Below are 17,957 nucleotides of genomic sequence, written 5' to 3'. Positions count from 1 at the left end.
AAGGGCAGCGCATGTTTGGCATTTATGCTGCGTTATCGCCTATTTATGTGGAATAACCACACTGCATAGGCTCTGTCTTGCCTAAAAACCAAACATGATGCTGCAAATTCAACCATCAAAGTTCAACACGCCCTCGAAACATAAACATTAAAAACCCAAGCACAGGCTTGGGTTTTTATTATGTGTGGGTTTGGTTTATTTACGCTGCTAAGTATTAAGCTTTAAACAATTGCTGCGCACAAATTCAGAAGGTAATTCAGTGATCACCGCTGCGCGCTGTCTGAAGCAAAAAAAAGTATAAACTTCATTTTCAAAGTCATCATTAATTGCACTACCAACTTGGTAAAGCGCTGAGGTAAAACTGCTATCAACCCTAAAATAATCTTTTACAACGTAGTCTTTACTCAAATACCAATATAATTGAATACCTTCGCTTTTAGCGTATTGGTCCAGTACGCCTTTTAACGTTGAGCCGTTTTCAAAGCGTCTTGGTGCACTTGTTCCTGTCCAGCTAGCAGGCATAGGGTCAACGGCTCTGCCGCGCTCTGCTAAAACACGATCAAGTGTTTGCTCGGGCTTTTTAAGCTGCAGTACAAACTTATCGCGCTCCTTATCGGATTTAACTTGGTTACGGATAGACGAATAAAAGCGAGAAAGCCCCTCGGCAGCTGCGTTTTTAGTCTCTTTTATGTCAAACAATGGACCCGTACCAACTAACACATAGGTAGCTAGTAAGATTAATGCAACTGCTAGTATTAAATGCTTAACCCAAAACCACATAACTCATGCTCATTTATTATCATTATTTATTTATACCACTACTTTTTATAAAAAGAAGGGGTATTTTTATCAGGGCGTGTTTTAAAACGGCGGTGCAGCCACATGTATTGCTCAGGCGCTGCGTTAATTGATTGCTCAACGCGCTGATTTACACGTGTTACATCTGCTTTATCATCGCCGCTAGGGAAGTTCTCAAGCTCAGGTACTATTTCTAAATGGTATTTACCGTGCTCATCACGACGACTAATTAGGCTCATGGTTTCGCAGTGTTTACTTGCTGCAAAAAGTAATGTGCCTGTGGTGGTGGCTGTATCTGGCACTGCGTAAAAAGGCACAAATTCACAGCGGTTACGGCCGTAGTCTTGGTCGGGTAGGTAATAACACACCTTTTTATTTTTTAGTGACTTTAACAAGCCTTTTACGTCTTTTCGTCCAATTAAATACTCGTTAGAACGAAGGCGGCCATTAGTTGTAAAGTATTCCATGAGTGCATTGTTATGTGGGCGGTAAAACCCCAGCCCTTGGCATTTGGTGCCCATAACACGACTCGCCATTTCTAAATGCAAAATATGCGGCACCAATAGCAATACGCCTTTACCTTGAGCCTGCACGCGCTCAAAGTGCTCTAGTCCTTTGATAGAGCCATACGCTTTTTTAACGCGCCACTGCGGCCACCACCAAGCCATGCCAGTTTCAACCATGGCAATTCCGGTGTTTTCCATGTTTTTTAGCACAAGCTGTTGTTGCTCGGCTTCGCTCATATCAGGAAAACACAGCTTTATATTAACCTCGGCAATATGGCGACGACGTTTCATAAATTTATGTACTAAGCGCCCCAATAACTTACCTAAGCTAAGCTGAATTTTTTGTGGCAACCACGAAATCAAATACAAAAAGAAAACACCAATCCACGTTAGCCAATAACGAGGGCCTAAAAACGAGGCTTTAAAAGGAGATGAGGTGACCACAAAATACTCTCTAAAATAAAAACGCTAGTTTAACGCTTAGTGTTATAAAATACAAAAAGCCAGCAATGGCTGGCTTTAAACGCTACTTTTTAACTTATTAGGCTTTTTTTAAGCCTTGGTTAATACCCAGTAAATCGGCACTTGTTAGTGTACCTGCAGCTTGCTTTAAGCGAAGCGTAGATAACACGTAACGATAGCGTACATCAGCTAGGTTACGTTTTGCATCGTACAGGTTTTGCGTGCTTACAAGCACATCAACAATAGTACGCGTGCCTACTTCAAAGCCAGCTTCTGTTGCTTTAAGCGCACTTTGCGCTGATACCACGGCTTGCTCTAAGGCTTTGTAAGTCGCGATGTCTGATACAACTTGGTTGTATGAGGTAATAACGGTACGCGTTACGGCGCGGTAATTTGTTTCGTAATCTTGGCTGGCTGAAACATAAAACGCACGGGCTTGTTTAGTTGCAGCTACGGTTGCGCCGCCTGAATATAAAGGCACGCTAAAGTTAAGTGCTACAGAGCTTGAGTCCGAGCGAGGCTGATCATCAAAGTTAACCCCGTTTCTTTCTGTGTCAGTGAGTGAATCGCCGTAGCTTGCACTAAGAGTTAACTTTGGATAATGACCTGCTTTAGCAAGTACAATTTGATCTTTTGCAATATCAACAGTGACTTTAGCCACTTGTAAGTTAATATTATTTTCTTCAGCTATTTTTACAAAATCACTAGATTGTTTAACTGGCTTGGTCGTTGAAAACGTTTCAGTGTTTAAAAAATCAAGTTTTGCATGGTACTTACCGGTTATTTCACGCAGTTGCTCGCGTGCGGTTTCAACGGCATTACTGGCAATAATTTCTTGTGCTACAGAGTTATCGTATTGTGCTTGCGCTTCGTGAACATCTGTAATCGCTGTAAGGCCAACTGCGTAGCGCTGTTTTGTTTGCTCTAACTGGCGTTCAATGGCACGCTTTTCGGCTTGCACAAATTCAAGGTTATCAATGGCGCTTAATACGTTAAAATAGCCTTCAGCAACGCGTATAATTAAGTTTTGCTTGGCTGCATCGTATTGACCATTTGCTTGAAGTGCTTGTTTATCTGCAATGTCTAATGTGTTCCATGCACCTAAATCAAACAGAGTTTGGCTTAAGCTAACGCCTCGGCTGAAATCATCAGTTTCAGACTCAACTTTAACTTGATTAGATAAGTCTTCATTACTTTGAAAAGAAGTTGAGTCACTTTTTGTATAGCTCGCAGTTAAACCAATTTGCGGCAGTAATGCGCTCATTGCTAAATCGCTCTCGTAAGATTGCGCATCTGCTTGGGCTTTTGCTTTTAAAACAGTGGGATCGTTAGCAGTAGCAATTTCAAAAACTTGCATTAAATCTTCAGCACTTGCTGTGGTTGTGCCTAATGCGCACGACAAACTAACGAGCGCTGCAAGGATGTTCTTTTTCATGTTAGGTTCAGTCCTTAGACAAATTTTGTACTAAAAGCATGGTAACGTGTTTTGCTTAATAACTAAAAAAGAAATTAGTAAAACTGTATGTTCAAATGTAACAGAATATATTAACAAACTTTAATCGTTTAAATAAGCGGGATGTATAATATGGCAGATAAAAGCTTGGTTCAATTTACACATAAAGATGTGAGCTTAAAAGCAGTTAAAAGTCTGTATAATGGCTTTTTTAAGGTGGATATGTATGAGTTTGAGCATAGCCTGTTTAATGGTGGTACATCGCAAATTATAAAGCGCGAAATACTAGAGCGGGGTGATGCCATTGCTGTTCTACCTTATGATGTAACTACGCAAAGTGTACTTTTAATAGAGCAAATACGTATTGGCGCTATTAACAGCAAACACTCGCCCTGGCTGCTAGAATGTATTGCCGGTATGACCGATGGCAGTACCGATTACGAAGGGGTGGTAAAAAAAGAAGCCTATGAAGAGGCTGGACTTGAGCTTACTGATCTTGAATTTATGCTCTCTTACCTTTCAAGTCCGGGTGGTACCACTGAGCGCTTACATTTATACCTAGCACGGGCAGATTTAAGCCAAGTAAAAAGTGGTGTATATGGCCTTGAAAGCGAAGGTGAAGACATTAAAACCCATATTTTAAGCCTTGATGATGCGCTTTCGCGCCTCAATAACGGTGAAATAGATAATGCGGCAACAGTAATCTGTTTACAGTGGTTGGCGTTAAATCGTGAAAAAATAAGCAGTAAGTGGACATAATTTTAACTTTTTAATACGGCGGTACTTTGACAGCACTTTTAGCAACCCAACGATATATTCAGAGCCTCCCAAAGTACATGACGCTTTGCGAGCATAATTACGTACGTCTTTCAAAACTATTACCTAAAGAGCGCAGCGCTAATAGTGTGCGTAAGGTTAAATTAGGTCATAGTGAATTTGCCATTATCATTGACGATAGTGCTAAGTACACACTGGATATTTCTATCAAACAGCTAACAGGGATGGTTAAAGGCGTTTCTCCTTTGTATTTAACAGTCAGGCTTTATCAAGATGCAAAAGTGGCTGAAATTATTCACCACGATTATCATCAACGGATAAAGCCATCTTATGGTTATCCAAATCCTAAAATGCACCAAAAAGATGAAAAGTATCAACTTAATGCATTTTTATATGACTGGTTAGTAGCCTGTGTAGAGCATGGCCGAGCAGTACTAAACTGGGATATAAACAATGGCTTGGTTTGATGAGCATTATCACTTTAACCGCTCATCGCTGCGTGTTGCGCATATAACCGATAGCCATTTATTTGCCGACCCTAACGCAGAGTACTTTAACGTAAACACCGCCGCGCATTTTGCACAAGCATTAGCGCACATGGCCACGCAGTCATTAGATGCGGTTATATTTGGTGGTGATTTAACACAAGATCATAGTTTTGACTCTTATTTATTATTTGCTGAGCTTATTAATAACGCTGATTTGACCTGCCCAGTATTTTGGGTACCAGGCAATCATGATGAGATTGCCATGCTTAATCGCATCAGTGGTGGGCAAATAGTATCAGCTAAACGCATAATCGCACAAGGATTTGAGCTGCTACTTATAAACTCAAAAGGCCCTACACCTGCAGGGTGGGTGTCTAGTGAGCACTTAAATGAAATCGCGGATTGTTTAGCAAGTTCGCAATCACAGCATGTGGTGTTTTGTCATCACAACCCGCTTGCTATTAATGGCTATCTTGATAAACACATGCTTGAAAACGGCCCGCAATTATTAAACGTGTTAGTTAATAGTGCTAATGTAGCGGCGTTGCTGCACGGTCATGTGCATAATCACTATACGCAAACTTTTAGAGAGCTGAGTATTTATGCAACGCCCGCCAGTTCGGTGCAATTTACAAAAAATTGCCCGCAATGGCAGCAAGAAAACCACGGCCCCGCTTATCGAGTGTTGCATTTAACTACACAGGACAATGCTTTAACAGTTAAAACGGATGTTGTATGGTTAAACGCGTAATTTATATTCATGGCTTTAATAGTTCTGAAAAATCATATAAAGCTGTGCGCTTTGGCGAGCTTATGGCAAACTATGACGTTGACTATTGCGTACCGCGTTTAAATCACGAGCCCTTACAAGCTATTTTACAGCTTGAGCATTTATTAACGCCAGATACCGCGTTACTTGGGAGCTCACTAGGTGGGTTTTATGCCACCTACTTGTCGCAGCGTTATAACCTGCGAGCAGCATTAATAAACCCAGCAGTAGCACCATTTAACTTATTAGCGCCGCTTATTGGCCACAATTATAATCCGTATCAAGATTATCATTATGAGTTAAATACCAGCCACATGGATGCTTTAAAAGCATTGTATGTGCCTAAATTAACATCCCCCGAATTGCTCTATTTGTTGCAGCAAACGGGAGATGAAGTGTTAAATTATCAACACGCAGTAAATTATTTTTCACAATGCAAACAGTTAGTTGAGTTTGGTGGCGATCACAGCTTTGTTGGTTTTGAACGCACCTTAGATAGTATTGTAGAGTTTCTTAAATTACCTAAAACAAATTAGCCTAAGCGCATATAAAGATAAAAATTATGAGTCAGCAAAATTATAACGCCGAAGCCATTGAGGTTCTCAATGGATTAGAGCCGGTAAAACGCCGCCCTGGTATGTATACCGACACGGTACGTCCAAACCATTTAGGCCAAGAGGTTATCGATAACAGTGTCGATGAAGCCATGGCGGGCCATGCCACTAAAATTGATGTCATCTTACACGAAGATAACTCTCTTGAAGTTATAGACGATGGCCGTGGTATGCCTATAGATATTCATCCTGAGGAAGGTATTCCTGGGGTGGAGCTGATTTTTACCAAGCTGCATGCAGGTGGTAAATTCTCTAACAAAAACTATCAGTTTTCGGGCGGTTTACACGGGGTAGGTATTTCGGTTGTAAATGCGTTATCGCACCGTGTTGAAGTAACGGTAAGGCGCGACGCTCAACAATTTAGAATGGCCTTTGAAAACGGCGATAAAGTTGAAAACTTAAATGTCATTGGCACTGTTGGTAAGCGCAACACCGGTACTACCGTTCGATTTTGGCCCGATGCGAGTTACTTTGACTCAGCTAACTTTTCAATTACTAAATTAAACCACCTATTAAAAGCTAAAGCGGTTTTATGCCCAGGCTTGCGCATTAAGTTTGTTAATAAGCAAGCTAAAGAAACTCAAGAATGGTTTTACGAAACAGGCTTAAAGGATTACTTAATTGAAGCTGTTAAAGGCTTTGAAGTACTGCCAAAAGACCCATTTGTAGGCGAGTTTTCAAGCTCGATTGAAGGGGCTGATTGGGCTGTTGTATGGCAACCTGAGGGCGGTGAGTCGATTGCGGAGAGCTATGTAAACCTTATTCCTACCGCACAAGGTGGTACACACGTAAATGGTTTGCGCCAAGGCTTACTTGAAGCAATGCGCGAATTTTGTGAATTTAGAAACTTATTACCGCGTGGCGTAAAGCTTACCCCAGATGATATTTGGGAGCGCTGTAGCTATGTGTTATCGGTAAAAATGCAAGACCCACAATTTGCCGGCCAAACCAAAGAAAAGCTTTCTTCTCGCTCATGTGCAGCGTTTGTATCGGGTGTGGTTAAAGACTCATTTAGCTTATGGTTAAACGAGCACACAGACACTGCAGAATTGCTTGCTGAACTGTGTATTTCAAATGCACAGCGCCGATTGAGAGCGGCTAAAAAAGTGGTGCGTAAACGCGTTACCTCAGGCCCTGCGTTACCCGGTAAACTAACCGACTGTAGTGCAGCCGATAACGACCGTACAGAACTATTTTTGGTAGAGGGTGACTCAGCAGGTGGCTCGGCTAAGCAAGCACGCGATCGTGAGTTTCAGGCAATAATGCCACTGCGCGGTAAAATTTTGAATACGTGGGAAGTTGAATCAGGGCAAATATTAGCCTCGCAAGAGGTGCATGATATTTCGGTGGCGCTGGGTATTGACCCAGACTCAACTGATTTAACCGGCCTGCGTTATAATAAAATTTGTATATTGGCAGATGCTGACTCGGATGGACTACACATTGCCACCTTATTGTGTGCTTTGTTTGTGCGTCATTTTCCGCAACTGGTTAAAACAGGACATGTATACGTAGCTATGCCACCGCTGTTTAGAATCGACATTGGTAAAGAGGTGTATTACGCCCTCGATGAAGATGAAAAAACAGGTATTTTGGCCCGCATAGAAGCAGAGAAAAAGCGCGGTAAAGTAAACGTGCAACGATTTAAAGGGCTGGGCGAAATGAACCCGCTGCAGCTGCGCGAAACGACAATGGACCCAAATACTCGCCGCTTAGTGCAACTTACGCTAGATGAAGAAGAGCAAACATTAGAAATGATGGATATGCTACTTGCTAAAAAGCGCTCGTCAGACAGACGCCAGTGGCTAGAAGATCACGGTAATAAAGCACAGGTATAATAAGCTTGTGTTTAACACTTGGAGAGGCAAATGAATAAAATACTAGGAAGTTTATTATTGCTTGGCTTAACAACAGCCCCAGCAATGGCAAAAGACATACTAGACAAACTCACCGTAGCACCTGGGTTTGAGGTAAGCTTATTTGCTGATGATGTTGAAAATGCACGCCAAATAGCAGTATCAAAAAAAGGCATTGTTTACGCAGGTTCGCGCAAAGCAGGAAATGTGTATGCGTTAATCGATCATAACAGTGATGGCGTAGCAGATAAAAAAATGGTGATTGCTGAGGGGTTAAATATGCCCTCGGGATTAGCAATTAAAGATGGCGATTTATACGTAGGTGAAGTACACCGTATTATTCGCTTTAAAAACGTAGACACGCAGTTAAAAGACCCTAAATTTGACGTGGTTTACAACGCGTTGCCATCGGATCGTCACCACGGGTGGAAGTTTTTACGCTTTGCACCCACTGGCGAGCTTATTATTCCGGTTGGGGTTCCGTGTAATATATGCGCCGAAGATGAGCGTTACGGGCGTATTTTTGCACTTGATGTAGAAACCAAACAAATTAAAACAATAGCCCAAGGGGTACGTAACTCAGTGGGGTTTGACTTTCATCCAAGCACGCAAGCATTATGGTTTAGTGATAATGGCCGTGACATGATGGGTGATGATATTCCACCTGATGAAATTAACCGCGTAAGTAAAGAAAACGAGCACTTTGGTTTTCCTTACGTTCACGCCGGTGCCATTGCAGATCCTGAGTTTGGTAAAGGTAAAAACATTAGCGACTACAGCCCGCCAGCGCTTGCGCTAGGTGCTCACGTTGCGCCACTTGGCATTCATTTTTATACCGGTAAACAGTTCCCGGGCTCTTACAAAGAGCAGCTATTTGTTGCTGAACATGGCTCGTGGAATCGTACTAAAAAGTCAGGTTATAAAGTGGCTGTAGCCAATGTAGAGCAAGGGCGTATTACTAAATACACGCCACTTATTACCGGCTTTATGCATAACGAAACAACCTTTGGACGCCCAGTTGCATTTGCACAATTAAATGACGGCAGTCTGCTAATAAGCGACGATTACGCAAACGTGATCTACCGCGTAAGCTATAAGAAAAACTAGGTAAGCTTTAATGAGTGATACAGATACCTTGCTAATGCAAGGAATTGAACAACAAACAATGGGGCGTTTTACCGAAGACGCCTACTTAAATTACTCTATGTACGTAATTATGGACCGTGCATTACCGCATGTTGGTGATGGTTTAAAACCGGTTCAACGTCGTATTATTTATGCTATGAGCGAGCTGGGTTTATCGGCCGCTGCTAAATATAAGAAATCGGCTCGTACGGTAGGTGATGTATTAGGTAAATACCACCCACATGGCGACAGTGCCTGTTACGAGGCTATGGTATTAATGGCGCAGCCGTTTTCTTACCGTTACCCATTAGTCGATGGGCAAGGTAACTGGGGGGCAGCAGATGACCCTAAATCGTTTGCGGCAATGCGTTATACCGAAGCACGCTTATCAAAGTTCTCTGAGGTATTACTTAAAGAGCTAGGCCAAGGCACCGTTGATTGGACGCCAAACTTTGACGGCACCATGGACGAGCCATTAGTATTACCGGCGCGCTTACCGCATATTTTGTTAAATGGCGTAACGGGTATTGCAGTAGGTATGGCAACCGATATTCCACCACATAATGTGCGTGAAGTAGCCAGTGCCTGTTGTTTATTACTTGATAAGCCTAAAACCGAGCTTGATGAGTTACTTGAGCTTGTACACGCACCTGATTATCCAACCGACGCTGAAATAATTACTCCAAAAGCCGATATTCATAAAATATACAAAACCGGCCGAGGCTCAATTAAAATGCGCGCGGTGTATACTGAAGAGCATGGCGATATTGTTATTACTGCGCTACCGCATCAGTGTTCAGGGGCTAAGGTGCTTGAGCAAATAGCAGCGCAAATGAATGCTAAAAAGCTGCCAATGGTCGCTGATTTACGAGATGAGTCTGATCACGAAAATCCAACCCGTATTGTGATTGTACCGCGTTCAAACCGTATTAAAGCTGAGCCGTTAATGGCGCACTTATTTGCCACCACCGACCTTGAAAAAAACTACCGTGTAAACTTAAACATGCTAGGCCTTGATGGCCGCCCGCAAGTAAAAGACCTACGCAGTATTTTATCTGAGTGGCTAACGTTTAGACGCGAAACAGTACGTAGGCGCTTACAGCACCGTTTAGATAAAGTACTGGCACGATTGCATATTTTAGAAGGTTTACTTGCTGCCTTTTTAAATATTGATGAAGTAATTGAAATTATTCGCACAGAAGATAAACCAAAACCTGTGTTGATGGAGCGCTTTGATTTAACCGATACTCAAGCCGAAGCCATTTTAGAATTAAAACTTCGTCATTTAGCAAAACTAGAAGAATTTAAAATACGTGGCGAGCAAGATGAGCTGGCCAAAGAACGTGACAAGTTAGAGCAAACGCTTGGCTCAGACCGTCGTATGTCAACGCTTCTTAAAAAAGAAATTCAAGAAGCGGCCGACATGTATGGCGACGATCGCCGCTCACCTGTTATTGAGCGCGTAGAAGCTAAAGCACTGAGTGAAAAAGATTTAATTCCTTCAGAGTCGGTAACAGTCGTGCTTTCTGATAAAGGCTGGGCACGTGTTGGTAAAGGCCATGACATTGACGTAGAAGGGCTTAATTACCGTGCTGGCGATGAGTACAAAGCCTCCGCTAAGGGTAAGAGTAATCAGCCTGCGGTATTTTTAGACTCAGCAGGGCGTGCATTTGCAACCGATGCACACAGCTTGCCATCGGCACGTAGCCAGGGCGAGCCAATGACTGGGCGCTTTAACCTCACCACTGGGGCTAATTTTGAGCACGTGGTAATGGGTGAAGACAATCAGGTGCTACTTATGGCCTCTGACGCGGGTTATGGTTTTATTACTGACTTTAAAGATTTAGTAAGTAAAAATAAAAACGGTAAAGCCTTAGTGAGCGTGCCTAAGGGCGGAATTTTACTCTCACCAATCAGAGTAAACGATGTAGCAACCGATTACTGCATGGCCATTTCGAACGAAGGACGCATGCTGTTGTTCCCACTGCGCGACTTACCAAAACTAGGTAAAGGTAAAGGCAATAAAATTATCTCTATACCAGGGGCTAAAGTGCAAGCACGTGAAGAGTTTGTCAAAGTGCTGGCGGTGGTACCACAAGGCAGTAGCGTTACACTCCATGCCGGTAAACGAAAGCTAACGCTTAAACCGAGCGACTTGGAGCATTATCATGGTGAGCGCGGGCGTAGAGGTAATAAGTTACCGCGAGGCTTACAGCGTGTTGATGAAGCAGTGGTGGAGTTTACGCCGGCAGATGAGCAAAGTGATGACACATTAGCCGAAGAATAAACCCGTAATATATACCTCTAACGGCCTGCTTTTGCAGGCCGTTTTTGTTTATCCTGTATTTTTCAGCTTACAGCTGTTCGCTATTGTCTCGTGATCGTCATAAAATCACGTTATAATAGTGAAATATGCGTGGCTTATAGCGCATTGCACACACATTTTGGAGAGAAGTTTGTTAGCTGTTATACGTATTTTAATTATGGTGCTGTTTATATTTTTCAGCTGCGTGTTTGGGTTGTTATTGTCGATTGTGAGACCGTTTCACCCTAATAATGTGCATGTGATAGCCGGCTGGTTTGGCTCAATGGCTAAAATGTTAGGGGTTAAACTTGTCCTTAAACGCCACCCTGATGCGCTTAATATTGGCCCTGCGGTTTACCTATCAAACCATCAAAACAATTACGATTTATTTACGGTATCGGCTATGGTGCCTGAAAACTGCGTTAGCTTAGGCAAAAAAAGCTTAAAGTGGATCCCATTTTTTGGACAACTTTACTGGTTGTCGGGCAACATATTGATTGATAGAGCTAATCGCTCAAAAGCGGCAGGTACAATTTCAAAAGCCGCTGAAAAAATTAAACAAAAAGGCCTATCTATTTGGGTATTTCCCGAAGGCACAAGAAGCTATGGCCGCGGTTTACTGCCATTTAAAACCGGCGCATTTCACACCGCTTTAAGCGCAGATGTACCCATAGTACCGGTATGTATGAGCACAACTGATAAAACTATTAAGCTAAACCGCTGGGATAATGGTACAATTTACATTGAAATGTTAGCGCCTATATCACTTGATAAAAAAGTGAGTGCCCGTGAACAGGCCACCCAAGTGCATAGTATTATGGCTGCTAAAATAACTGAATTAGATGCTCAAGCGAGAGATAAATAATGGAAAACTGGCGTGAAATAAGTGAAGACATCGTAAGTTCACTACTTGAAGATGGCTCTGATCCTGAAATACTTTATGAAGTTGAGCATCATTTTGTATGCGAAGATTTTAGCAAATTAGAGCAAGCGGCACTGGCTGCCTTTAAACTAGGCTACGATGTTGAAGAACCGGCAGAGCTTGAGCTAGAAGATGGCAGCAAAATTTGGAGCTTTGATATTGTAGTCGAAGCTGAGCTAGACGTTGAAGTTATAATGGAAGACGTTGATAAACTTGCAGCGCTAGCTGTTGAGTGTGACGTTGAATACGACGGTTGGGGCACTTACTTTCAAGAGTAAGGCGTTAGCTAGTTGATAAAGGCGAGCATTTATATATGCTCGCTTTTTTTGTGCACAGAGTAAACATGACTCTTTAAATCGCAGCCTATTTTCAGATATTAATTCATTTTCAGTGTAGTGGCGCATTAATCCCCCCCTTTATTTTGCCTTATTTAACGGCAAAAATTTAATACTTTCAGTGTTACCAATTTTATTTTTGTTATAACCAATTATTATCTTTCATATAAAAAACTTAATTCTCCTTAATATATTCATTAAAAGTTAAGCTTGTTCATATTCCTATTGGTAATAGGGCTTATTTCGACGTACTACTTATTCATTAAATTGAAAAAATATTTTTATTTATTGCTAACCTGTCCCTAATATATAACTTGTTGAATAGTTATAACTATTTACAAGTTGTAAATGCAATATTTAATAAAACTAATACTTATTTGCTATTACATCCTCTGTTGACATATTGGTAACAAAAAATATAGCCTTTAGCTCGCCATATGGCATTAATATTGGTAAGGCCAATTTAAGGGTTTTAGATTGATTTTTGTAACCTGGGTTTTCTTGCCAAATCTATTCATACACAAAAATAGAAACCTGTTTACACAGGGTGATCTAAGTTTTAGTGACTGACACAAAACTAGGTAGTTAGGTTATTTTTATATTCAGGTTTAAAGGAATAAAGATAATGATTAACCATAAAAAACTGTTTTTTTACAGCGCAATTGCGACAAGTTCAGCGCTATCTCATGCTGCAACAATTAATAATGCAGGCTTTGAAAGTGGCTTTAGTAATTGGAACGAAACCGACCCAGCCGCTATTTCTTCAGATGCTTACAGTGGCTCAAAATCGTTAAAAATTCAGGGCAGTCCAGCACGGGTTTATCAAGTGGTAGATATACAGCCTAACACTGAATACACCCTAAGTGCTTATGTGCTGGGTAAAGGGCAAATTGGTGTAAACGATTTAAATGGTTTATTTAAAAACCAAACCTTTAATGTTTCTTCGTGGACTAAAGTAACAAAAACATTTACCTCAGCAAACACCAATTCACTTCAGGTTTTTGCTAAACATTACAACAACACCAGCGATGTAAGGTTTGATAATTTTGCCTTGGTTGAGGGCAGCGGCAGTAATGATGGTGGCTCAGATGGCGGCAGCGATAACTCAAATGGTTCAACAATTCCTAGCAGCATAACCAGTGGTAGCATTTTTGATTTAGAAGGGGATAACCCAAATCCTCTCGTTGACGATAGCACCTTAGTGTTTGTGCCGTTAGAGGCACAACATATTACGCCTAATGGTAATGGCTGGCGTCATGAGTATAAGGTTAAAGAAAGTTTACGCGTTGCTATGACTCAAACCTATGAAGTGTTCGAAGCTACGGTAAAAGTTGAGATGTCTGATGGCGGAAAAACAATTATATCGCAGCACCATGCTAGTGATACCGGCACTATATCTAAAGTGTATGTGTCGGATACTGATGAATCGGGCTTTAATGATAGCGTAGCGAACAACGGAATTTTTGATGTGTACGTACGTTTACGTAATACCAGCGGTAATGAAGAAAAATTTGCTTTGGGTACAATGACCAGCGGTGAGACATTTAACTTGCGGGTAGTTAATAACTACGGCGATGTAGAGGTTACGGCATTCGGTAACTCGTTCGGTATACCAGTAGAGGATGATTCGCAGTCATACTTTAAGTTTGGTAACTACCTGCAATCGCAAGACCCATACACATTAGATAAATGTGGTGAGGCCGGAAACTCTAACTCGTTTAAAAACTGTTTTGAGGATTTAGGCATTACAGAGTCAAAAGTGACGATGACCAATGTGAGTTATACGCGCGAAACTAATTAATTAGTGACTTATTATGGCCACTCAATTGAGTGGCCATAATAAAAAAACTTTATTTTATAACCATTTTTTATTTTTAAAGTACACGCCAATACCGCCAGTAAGCACAATTAAAAAAATCACAAATGCACTAAATGCATAAGGGTTTTCGGTGCCAGGTATGCCACCTACATTTACCCCTAAAAGGCCCGTTAAAAAGCCCAGTGGTAAAAAAAGCGCAGCCACAACTGACATTACATACATGCGTTGATTTAATTGCTCAGACACCTGGTTAGTAATGGTTTGCTGAATAATTTGCGCACGCTCTATGGCGCTATCTAGCTCTTCTAAATAACGAATAAGTAAGTTAGTGGTTTCGTTTAGCTTTGCTTTATCTTCATCTAAAAGCCAGGGGTAATGGTTATTTACCATTAAACTTAACGCTTCCTTTTGCGGTTTTAAGTAACGCTTTAAGGCAATAGTTTGACGGCGCAGTTGAGATAAACCTTGGTTATCAAACTTTTTACTTGGCTCGTCTATTTCTTCTTCAAATTCATCAAGGGTTTCATCAAGCGTATCAATGACACTTTGCATGCGTGATGTCAGTTTTTGCGTAATAGAGCCGACCAACTCTGATATTGAGCATGGGCCGTGGCCAGCATTAAGCTCTGCTAATATATCTTGAATCGAAAGTAAGCGACGTTTGCGCGTTGTGATAACCACAGATTCGCTAATAAATAAACGAATTGACACCATGTCCTCAGGGCTTTGCGCTGGGTTTAAATTTACACCACGCAAAAACAGCATATGGCCATTGGTACTAGGTGTTAAGCGAGGGCGAGTTTCATCAGCAATAAGCGAATCAAGCTCAAAGTCGGTAAGGTGAGCCTGGCTTTTAAGCCACGTTACTGCCTCGCTTTGGCTGTAGTCCATATGTATCCACAGTTTACCTTGGCTAGGGTGCCAGTTATTTAAATCGCGGGTGTTTTCTATGGCGTGCGCGCCGCCTTTTTCATCAAGCACCAGTGCATGCAGTAAACCATTAATCATATTTTAAACTCATATAATAGTGTATTTTTAATACAGTTAACTATAGTGTATCTGCATAGTGCTTTACAAACTTACCTTAACTTTTAATTAGTTAGCCTTAAGGTAAAACCTATATGCAGGCTTGAATCGCTAAATAAGGCACTAAACAGCAAGGCGCGCATTGTGTGATTAGTTCCTATAAAAGATCAATTTAATTTACTCATCGACTAGATAAATTTATTTCGCTGGTGTTTTTTGCGCCGTAGCGTATAAGTCACTTTTTTATTAAGGGCACATTTATGACAGCAAAGTTAACTGTTGGTTGGCGTGAGTGGTTAAGTTTACCCGAGCTTGGCATCGAAAAGATAAAAGCAAAAGTTGATACTGGCGCCCGCACTTCATGTATTCATGCAATTAACATTGAAGAGTACGAAGAAGGCGAAGAAAAGTGGGTAAAATTTATAGTCCAACCATTGCAAGATGACGAACACACTCAGGTTGCGTGCACTGCAAAGGTTAAAAAAATTAAGGCGGTAACCAGCTCAAGTGGGCAAAAAGAGTTACGCTACTTTATAGAAACAACATTGCATGCAGGGCAGCACAGCTGGCCAATAGAAGTTACTTTAACGAGTAGAGCAACAATGAAGTTTAGAATGTTACTAGGGCGTACAGCCATGGAAAATCGTATAGTCGTTGATCCGGCTTTATCTCATTTATTAGATAGTTAAGGTTTTAACTATGAAAATTGGTATTTTATCTCGCAACAGAAATTTGTATTCAACGCGCCGCTTAATTGAAGCGGCAGAGGCACGCGGTCATGAGGTAAAGGTGATTGATGCGCTTCGTTGCTATATGAATATAAACTCAGAACAGCCAGAAATTCACTACCGTGGTGAAAATTTAAAAGATTTTGACGCCATTGTTCCGCGTATTGGTGCATCGGTGACATTTTATGGTTGCTCTGTTTTACGTCAGTTCGAAATGATGGGGGTTTATCCTGTTAACGAATCGGTGGCTATTTCTCGTTCGCGCGATAAATTACGCTCACTTCAGCTGTTATCACGTAAAGGGGTAGGCATGCCGGTAACCGGTTTTGCCAGCAAACCAGATGACGTTAAAGATTTACTAGAAATGGTAGGCGGTGCTCCGGTTGTTATTAAATTACTTGAAGGCACACAAGGCATTGGTGTTGTACTTGCTGAAACACGTAAAGCGGCTGAAAGTGTTATTGAAGCATTTATGGGTTTAAAAGCCAATATTATGGTTCAAGAATACATTAAAGAAGCCGGCGGAGCCGACATTCGTTGTTTTGTACTTGGCGATAAAGTAATAGCGGCCATGAAGCGCCAAGCGCAAGAAGGCGAGTTTCGCTCAAACCTTCACCGTGGTGGTAGCGCTACATTGGTACGCATTACCCCAGAAGAGCGTAAAACCGCCGTTGCTGCAGCAAAAGCAATGGGCTTAAATGTAGCGGGCGTTGATTTACTTCGCTCATCTCGTGGGCCGTTGGTAATGGAAGTAAACTCTTCTCCAGGCCTTGAGGGTATTGAAGTAGCAACAGGTAAAGATATTGCCGGTATGGTGATTGATTTCATCGAAAAAAATGCAGCTATTAAAGGAACCGCAACCCGTGGCAAAGGTTAAAATTAATCGTCCTTTTACCTTATTAGGTGAAAGTGTAGGCGTGGGCGAGCGTAAAACCCTTGCCTTAGAGGCTGCTAAACTTTACACCCATTCACCGCTTAATATTCCTATTGAGGTGGTTAATGGTGTAATGGAAGGCCCAGTGCTGATGGTGTGTGCCGCTATTCATGGTGATGAGCTAAATGGTGTAGAAGTTGTTCGCCAGCTGCTCTCTAAAATAGATGCAAGCCAACTGCGCGGAACCATAATTGCTGTGCCGATTGTTAATGTGTTTGGCTTTATTCATAAATCACGTTATTTACCCGATAGACGTGATATGAACCGCAGCTTTCCGGGCTCTGAGCGTGGATCGCTAGCGGGGCGTATGGCACATATGTTTTTTAATCAGGTGGCGGTACATTGTACCCACATTATTGATCTACATACGGGGGCTATTCACCGAACTAACTTGCCGCAAATACGCGCTAACTTAGATGATGAAGCAACCGCTGATATGGCTAAAGCATTCGGTACGCCAGCGGTTATAAATGCATCCCTTCGTAATGGCTCATTACGTAGTGAAGCCGCTAATTTAGGTATACCGGTTATTACTTACGAAGCCGGTGAAGCCTTACGCTTTGACCCTATTGCCATTGCAGCAGGTGTGCAGGGTGTGGATTATGTGATGCGGCATTTAAAAATGATCCGCGGCAAGCGTCCTAAAAAACTGCCCGATCCTATTATTGCAGGGTCTACAAGTTGGATACGCGCTGAGGTAGATGGCATTGTGCGTGCGCAAGTATCGCTAGGTGAACACGTAGAAAAAGGCCAAGTGCTGGCGTACATAAGTAGCCCATTAGGTGATGCCGAGCTTGAGCTTTTAGCGCCTAAGGGCGGTATTGTGATAGGCCAGCAAACTATGCCACTAGTAAACGAAGGGGATGCGGTATTCCACCTTGCTTACTTTGCAAATGATAACAGCTTAGTAGAGCAGCAGTTAGAGCATTTTATTGACGAAATAAATGATTTAGATGAAGAGCTTAAAACAGCTGAGCTAAATAATTAGCATTATGTTAGCTAGTAAAAAGCCGCAGTGAGGTTTGCCTTACTGCGGCTTT

Annotated in this window: 17 protein-coding genes; 13 read left to right on the top strand and 4 right to left on the bottom strand. The window is 41.8% G+C overall.

The annotated features are described in order from the left end of the window. Nucleotides 1-207 precede the first annotated feature (207 nt). The 3 genes from AN395_RS17485 to tolC form a co-directional block, all read right to left on the bottom strand. Entirely contained in the window at nucleotides 208-780 is a 573-nt protein-coding gene (locus AN395_RS17485; RefSeq protein WP_054983766.1) for a TcpQ domain-containing protein, read from the bottom strand. 38 nt (nucleotides 781-818) lie between these two features. Further along, on the bottom strand, nucleotides 819-1,748 hold the full coding sequence (lpxL, locus tag AN395_RS17480) for an LpxL/LpxP family Kdo(2)-lipid IV(A) lauroyl/palmitoleoyl acyltransferase (RefSeq protein ID WP_054983765.1): 930 nt from the start codon (nucleotides 1,746-1,748) through the stop codon (nucleotides 819-821). A 97-nt stretch (nucleotides 1,749-1,845) separates the two neighbouring features. Then, nucleotides 1,846-3,201 carry an outer membrane channel protein TolC gene (tolC, locus tag AN395_RS17475; protein WP_054983764.1) on the bottom strand — a complete coding sequence of 452 codons (1,356 nt, stop codon included), beginning with the start codon at nucleotides 3,199-3,201 and terminating at the stop codon, nucleotides 1,846-1,848. A gap of 150 nt (nucleotides 3,202-3,351) precedes the next feature. Between tolC and AN395_RS17470 the strand changes: the two genes are divergently transcribed. The 10 genes from AN395_RS17470 to AN395_RS17425 all read left to right on the top strand — a co-directional run bounded on the left by AN395_RS17470 (nucleotide 3,352) and on the right by AN395_RS17425 (nucleotide 14,211). Continuing rightward, nucleotides 3,352-3,978, top strand: coding sequence for an NUDIX domain-containing protein (locus AN395_RS17470; RefSeq protein WP_054983763.1), 627 nt, complete (start codon nucleotides 3,352-3,354; stop codon nucleotides 3,976-3,978). Nucleotides 3,979-4,004: 26 nt separating this feature from the next. Next, nucleotides 4,005-4,463, top strand: coding sequence for a DUF1249 domain-containing protein (locus AN395_RS17465; protein ID WP_024031550.1), 459 nt, complete (start codon nucleotides 4,005-4,007; stop codon nucleotides 4,461-4,463). Then, nucleotides 4,450-5,235 carry a metallophosphoesterase gene (locus tag AN395_RS17460; RefSeq protein ID WP_054983762.1) on the top strand — a complete coding sequence of 262 codons (786 nt, stop codon included), beginning with the start codon at nucleotides 4,450-4,452 and terminating at the stop codon, nucleotides 5,233-5,235. The genes AN395_RS17465 and AN395_RS17460 overlap by 14 nt, the downstream gene beginning before the upstream one ends. Next, nucleotides 5,220-5,789, top strand: a complete 570-nt coding sequence (locus tag AN395_RS17455) for a YqiA/YcfP family alpha/beta fold hydrolase (RefSeq protein ID WP_004587965.1) — start codon at nucleotides 5,220-5,222, stop codon at nucleotides 5,787-5,789. Before AN395_RS17460 ends, AN395_RS17455 begins: the two co-directional genes overlap by 16 nt. A gap of 26 nt (nucleotides 5,790-5,815) precedes the next feature. Then, nucleotides 5,816-7,705 carry a DNA topoisomerase IV subunit B gene (gene parE / locus AN395_RS17450; RefSeq protein ID WP_054983761.1) on the top strand — a complete coding sequence of 630 codons (1,890 nt, stop codon included), beginning with the start codon at nucleotides 5,816-5,818 and terminating at the stop codon, nucleotides 7,703-7,705. Nucleotides 7,706-7,735: 30 nt separating this feature from the next. Beyond that, nucleotides 7,736-8,830 carry a sorbosone dehydrogenase family protein gene (locus AN395_RS17445; protein WP_054983760.1) on the top strand — a complete coding sequence of 365 codons (1,095 nt, stop codon included), beginning with the start codon at nucleotides 7,736-7,738 and terminating at the stop codon, nucleotides 8,828-8,830. A gap of 10 nt (nucleotides 8,831-8,840) precedes the next feature. Next, a complete protein-coding gene (gene parC, locus AN395_RS17440; RefSeq protein ID WP_054983759.1) occupies nucleotides 8,841-11,135 on the top strand; it encodes a DNA topoisomerase IV subunit A in 2,295 nt (764 codons plus the stop codon). A gap of 169 nt (nucleotides 11,136-11,304) precedes the next feature. Continuing rightward, nucleotides 11,305-12,018 (top strand): 1-acylglycerol-3-phosphate O-acyltransferase, encoded by a 714-nt coding sequence (locus AN395_RS17435; protein ID WP_024031555.1) that lies wholly within the window; start codon nucleotides 11,305-11,307, stop codon nucleotides 12,016-12,018. Continuing rightward, nucleotides 12,018-12,353 carry a ribonuclease E inhibitor RraB gene (gene rraB / locus AN395_RS17430; RefSeq protein ID WP_004587970.1) on the top strand — a complete coding sequence of 112 codons (336 nt, stop codon included), beginning with the start codon at nucleotides 12,018-12,020 and terminating at the stop codon, nucleotides 12,351-12,353. The genes AN395_RS17435 and rraB overlap by 1 nt, the downstream gene beginning before the upstream one ends. Before the next feature lie 682 nt (nucleotides 12,354-13,035). After that, on the top strand, nucleotides 13,036-14,211 hold the full coding sequence (locus AN395_RS17425; RefSeq protein WP_004587971.1) for a polysaccharide lyase family 7 protein: 1,176 nt from the start codon (nucleotides 13,036-13,038) through the stop codon (nucleotides 14,209-14,211). A 54-nt stretch (nucleotides 14,212-14,265) separates the two neighbouring features. On the opposite strand, the gene AN395_RS17420 is transcribed toward AN395_RS17425, so the two are convergent. Further along, nucleotides 14,266-15,237, bottom strand: coding sequence for a zinc transporter ZntB (locus AN395_RS17420; RefSeq protein ID WP_029772374.1), 972 nt, complete (start codon nucleotides 15,235-15,237; stop codon nucleotides 14,266-14,268). A gap of 278 nt (nucleotides 15,238-15,515) precedes the next feature. Here AN395_RS17420 and AN395_RS17415 point away from each other — a divergent pair, with 278 nt between their 5' ends. From AN395_RS17415 to AN395_RS17405, 3 genes are read left to right on the top strand one after another with little or no spacing between them, the layout of a single operon-like run. Beyond that, nucleotides 15,516-15,944: a RimK/LysX family protein gene (locus tag AN395_RS17415; protein WP_029772373.1), complete on the top strand. Its 429-nt coding sequence runs from the start codon at nucleotides 15,516-15,518 to the stop codon at nucleotides 15,942-15,944. Nucleotides 15,945-15,954: 10 nt separating this feature from the next. After that, nucleotides 15,955-16,860, top strand: coding sequence for a 30S ribosomal protein S6--L-glutamate ligase (rimK, locus tag AN395_RS17410; protein ID WP_004587974.1), 906 nt, complete (start codon nucleotides 15,955-15,957; stop codon nucleotides 16,858-16,860). After that, nucleotides 16,847-17,905, top strand: coding sequence for a succinylglutamate desuccinylase/aspartoacylase family protein (locus AN395_RS17405; protein ID WP_024031557.1), 1,059 nt, complete (start codon nucleotides 16,847-16,849; stop codon nucleotides 17,903-17,905). Before rimK ends, AN395_RS17405 begins: the two co-directional genes overlap by 14 nt. The last annotated feature ends 52 nt before the right edge of the window (nucleotides 17,906-17,957 follow it).

Origin of the sequence: Pseudoalteromonas sp. P1-30, assembly GCF_001400005.1 — a bacterium.
GTDB lineage: Bacteria > Pseudomonadota > Gammaproteobacteria > Enterobacterales > Alteromonadaceae > Pseudoalteromonas > Pseudoalteromonas atlantica.
This window is presented reverse-complemented; position numbering and strand designations above follow the sequence as displayed.

What these genes read in the sequence shown, in the direction of transcription:
- AN395_RS17485 (WP_054983766.1), bottom strand. Translation starts at nt 780, where the DNA reads ATGTGGTTTTGGGTTAAGCATTTAATACTAGCAGTTGCATTAATCTTA.
- AN395_RS17445 (WP_054983760.1), top strand. Translation starts at nt 7,736, where the DNA reads ATGAATAAAATACTAGGAAGTTTATTATTGCTTGGCTTAACAACAGCC.
- AN395_RS17425 (WP_004587971.1), top strand. Translation starts at nt 13,036, where the DNA reads ATGATTAACCATAAAAAACTGTTTTTTTACAGCGCAATTGCGACAAGT.
- parC (WP_054983759.1), top strand. Translation starts at nt 8,841, where the DNA reads ATGAGTGATACAGATACCTTGCTAATGCAAGGAATTGAACAACAAACA.
- parE (WP_054983761.1), top strand. Translation starts at nt 5,816, where the DNA reads ATGAGTCAGCAAAATTATAACGCCGAAGCCATTGAGGTTCTCAATGGA.
- rraB (WP_004587970.1), top strand. Translation starts at nt 12,018, where the DNA reads ATGGAAAACTGGCGTGAAATAAGTGAAGACATCGTAAGTTCACTACTT.
- tolC (WP_054983764.1), bottom strand. Translation starts at nt 3,201, where the DNA reads ATGAAAAAGAACATCCTTGCAGCGCTCGTTAGTTTGTCGTGCGCATTA.
- AN395_RS17455 (WP_004587965.1), top strand. Translation starts at nt 5,220, where the DNA reads ATGGTTAAACGCGTAATTTATATTCATGGCTTTAATAGTTCTGAAAAA.
- AN395_RS17460 (WP_054983762.1), top strand. Translation starts at nt 4,450, where the DNA reads ATGGCTTGGTTTGATGAGCATTATCACTTTAACCGCTCATCGCTGCGT.
- AN395_RS17470 (WP_054983763.1), top strand. Translation starts at nt 3,352, where the DNA reads ATGGCAGATAAAAGCTTGGTTCAATTTACACATAAAGATGTGAGCTTA.
- rimK (WP_004587974.1), top strand. Translation starts at nt 15,955, where the DNA reads ATGAAAATTGGTATTTTATCTCGCAACAGAAATTTGTATTCAACGCGC.
- AN395_RS17415 (WP_029772373.1), top strand. Translation starts at nt 15,516, where the DNA reads ATGACAGCAAAGTTAACTGTTGGTTGGCGTGAGTGGTTAAGTTTACCC.
- AN395_RS17420 (WP_029772374.1), bottom strand. Translation starts at nt 15,237, where the DNA reads ATGATTAATGGTTTACTGCATGCACTGGTGCTTGATGAAAAAGGCGGC.